At 38.6% G+C, this 3,119-nt stretch carries 2 protein-coding genes and 1 pseudogene; all 3 read right to left on the bottom strand.

Annotation, left to right across the window (positions count from 1 at the left end):
- Positions 1 to 335: pseudogene (locus L652_RS0102340) on the bottom strand (alpha-ketoacid dehydrogenase subunit beta); the annotation flags it as partial.
- A complete protein-coding gene (locus tag L652_RS0102335; protein ID WP_024596866.1) occupies positions 335 to 1,549 on the bottom strand; it encodes a thiamine pyrophosphate-dependent dehydrogenase E1 component subunit alpha in 1,215 nt (404 codons plus the stop codon). The gene L652_RS0102335 and the pseudogene L652_RS0102340, both read right to left, overlap by 1 nt.
- Before the next feature lie 265 nt (positions 1,550 to 1,814).
- Positions 1,815 to 2,867, bottom strand: coding sequence for a succinylglutamate desuccinylase (gene astE / locus L652_RS0102330; RefSeq protein WP_024596867.1), 1,053 nt, complete (start codon positions 2,865 to 2,867; stop codon positions 1,815 to 1,817).
- Positions 2,868 to 3,119: the final 252 nt, after the last annotated feature.

The raw sequence follows: 3,119 nt of genomic DNA, 5'->3' as shown, positions 1-3,119 counted from the left end.
CCAACATTAAATTCATTACCACTGCGATAACGAAATTTAGCGGCTTCATTTACTATTTGATCAAACGCTGGGAATATATAATCAGCAAATTGAATTTCAGCCAATGCAGGCGCACCAAAAGCCGCTAAGCCATTAGCGAAACCTAAAATACCTTGTTCGGTTAAAGGCGTATTAAAAACGCGATGCTTACCGTACTTTTCTTGCAAGCCTGATGTTGCTCTAAATACACCACCGAAGTAACCAACATCTTCGCCAAAAATACAGGCTTGAGGGTGTTCGTTCATCGTAATATCGAGGGCAGAGTTAATTGCGTGGAGCATGTTCATTTTAGCCATTACTTAATTCTCCCTGCAGTTACTGGGTAAGCATCTGGATGCTGTTTTATATGTTCTTTTAATTGCTCGTACTGACGTTGCAATAATGGAATTGGTGTATCGTAAACGTCAGATACCAATTCTTCTAAAGCCGGCTTGGCAACAACTTCAGCACGCTTAAGCGCTGCTAAAATTTCTTCACGAATCGACTCTTTTGCTTTTATGTCGTCTTCTTCGTTTAACCAATCTTGCTTGACCAACCATTTTCTAAATTTATCAATAGGACACGTTTGATGATTCGCTTCTTCATCTTTAGAGCGATAACCACTGGGATCGTCTGAGGTAGAATGCGCGCCTAATCGATAAGCAATCGATTCAATAAGTACAGGCTCACCTTGTGTTGAGGCTATTTCGCGTGCTTTTTTGGTCGCTGCATACACAGCAAGTGCATCTGTGCCATCAACACGAATTGTTTTAATACCATAACCTACACCACGCGACGCAATACCATCGCCTTTAAACTGTTCATCAGCAGGGGTAGATATGGCATAGCCGTTATTACGTGCAAAAAATATAACCGGCGCTTTGTGAACAGCCGCCATATTTAAGCCCGCATGAAAGTCACCTTCTGATGCAGCACCTTCACCAAAGTAACAAATAGTCACGTTATCAATTGTGCTTGCAAGCTCACCTGTTTTAGCGTCGATATGCTTTATTTTTTGACCATATGCATAACCTGTGGCCTGTGGTATTTGCGTACCCAGTGGCGATGAAATCGTCATGTAGTTTAGCGCTTTAGAGCCATAATGGATTGGCATTTGGCGACCTTTACCTAAATCCAATTCATTTGAGAACATTTGGTTCATAAATTGATCAAGCGTAAAACCACGATAATGTAGTGCAGCTTGTTCACGATATTGAGCCATGATCATATCGTCTTGATCAAGTGCAGCAGCAGAGGCTGTAACTGCGGCTTCTTCGCCTAGGCATTGCATATAAAAACTAACACGACCTTGGCGCTGCGCGCCTTGCATACGTTCATCTAACAAACGTATAAAACGCATTGTTTCATATAACTTAATAGCGGTATGTTTTGAAATATCAGGTGCGGTTGCACTAGGATGAATGTCGCCGTCCTCAGTTAAAATACTAAGGGTTGGAATATTAAGCGCTTGACCATCAATAAATTCAAGCTCGTGGTTAATATTCAGCGATACGTTATTTGGATTACTCATAACCTACCTTCTTTTGTTGTCGGTAAAACAGTGCCCCTTTAAATTATTATTATGGGTGATTGCTGCTGGTTAAACTTTGCAACATCTGCACTATCTTTAATTAAAGCTGCCAACACCTTACGTTAACGTAAAGTGTTATTCAACAGATCTGGGACGAAACAAAAGCAAATACAGGTTAAATAAGTGGCAAGTTAACGATACGATTACTTTAATTAATAGTAATCATATAGTTAACTTGAAGACATCAGTGGTCTGATGAGTTCAATTAGACGAAATTGCTATCAATATCCATTGGAATAACTGTAAGGAGTGCTCTTTGCCCTAATGCTACGCTCGCATTTGGGAAAATAATAGCCTCTCCTTCAACGTCAGCGTAAATCGCTTTATCACCGTCGGTTGCAAGTAGTTCACCTTTCGCAAAGCCAGTAAAGTTCTCAGCATTATCAGAAAAAGGAAAACTAAAATCGTCCTGTGTTCTATTAATTGTGCGATGGACAGCAAATAACTCAAAATCGTTTGCATTAAATTCAGGATATTCAACTTCATTTTGACTAATTAATGCCGTTAAGGTTTGCTTTGTTTTTTCAAAGCGAGCCATATCGTTTTGACCAAATGGTTTAACTTGACCTAGCTCTACGGTAAATGAATCAGCTCCATGTACAAATGATGAATAATAGCTAAATGTTGTTGCAGGAGATTTCATCATAAGTACGGTATTTACACCACAACTCAATAAAAATTGTAACTGAGACTTTTTCCAAGGCTTACCATGTAAAAATGGATACACAGCAAATTTTTCGTTTTTAGAGCCTCTAATTGCAGTGTGTAAGTCGTAGTGACACCGGCTACTGCCTTGCTCGCCACGGGCATAAAAGTCACTTACGTATTGCTCAAGCTTTGCAGCACGGGTACGCTCATTATTCATTGGTACACCTTCAACTGTATGGTGACCATTAAATAATCTATTTAAGTTTTCTTCTACAAAACGCAGGCCAATATTAATTGATTGTGGATTACCATAAATAAACAAAGCGCGCTGCTTAAGTATCAACTCGCCTTTTATAATTTGTTTAATAAGTGCATCACAAATTTCAATTGGCGCAGTTTCGTTACCGTGTACGGCGCTTGAATAAACTACATCTTTTGACGTTGTAACAGCAGGTTGAAACTCGATTACACCGGTATCGTGTATATTTACACGAGTTCCATTATCTAAAACAAACTCACCTGCATCTAAATGCCATTCGTTATTGCAACTAAGCGTTAAAAAATCGCCAGTGTGTTTTAATTCATTTAAGTAAGATGGATTGGCTGACATATAATAAGCCCTTAAAAAATAATGTGAGAGTAGACTCTTATGAATATATTTTTATATACACAAGGTATAGAAACGAAAACGGCTGAATAAATCAGCCGTTTTAAAATTATTAGATTAAGTTAGCTTATAACTGAATCTACAAGCTTTTTAGCTTCTTTTTCAAGTAATGCTAAATGCTTTTCACCTTTAAATGATTCAAGGTATATTTTATAAATATCTTCGGTACCTGATGGACGCGCTGCAAACCAGCCG

Source organism: Pseudoalteromonas sp. TB25 (genome assembly GCF_000497995.1).
In the GTDB taxonomy this organism is placed as follows: Bacteria; Pseudomonadota; Gammaproteobacteria; order Enterobacterales; family Alteromonadaceae; genus Pseudoalteromonas; species Pseudoalteromonas distincta.
Note: the sequence above shows the minus strand (reverse complement) of the source record. Positions and strands in the feature narration are given on the sequence as shown.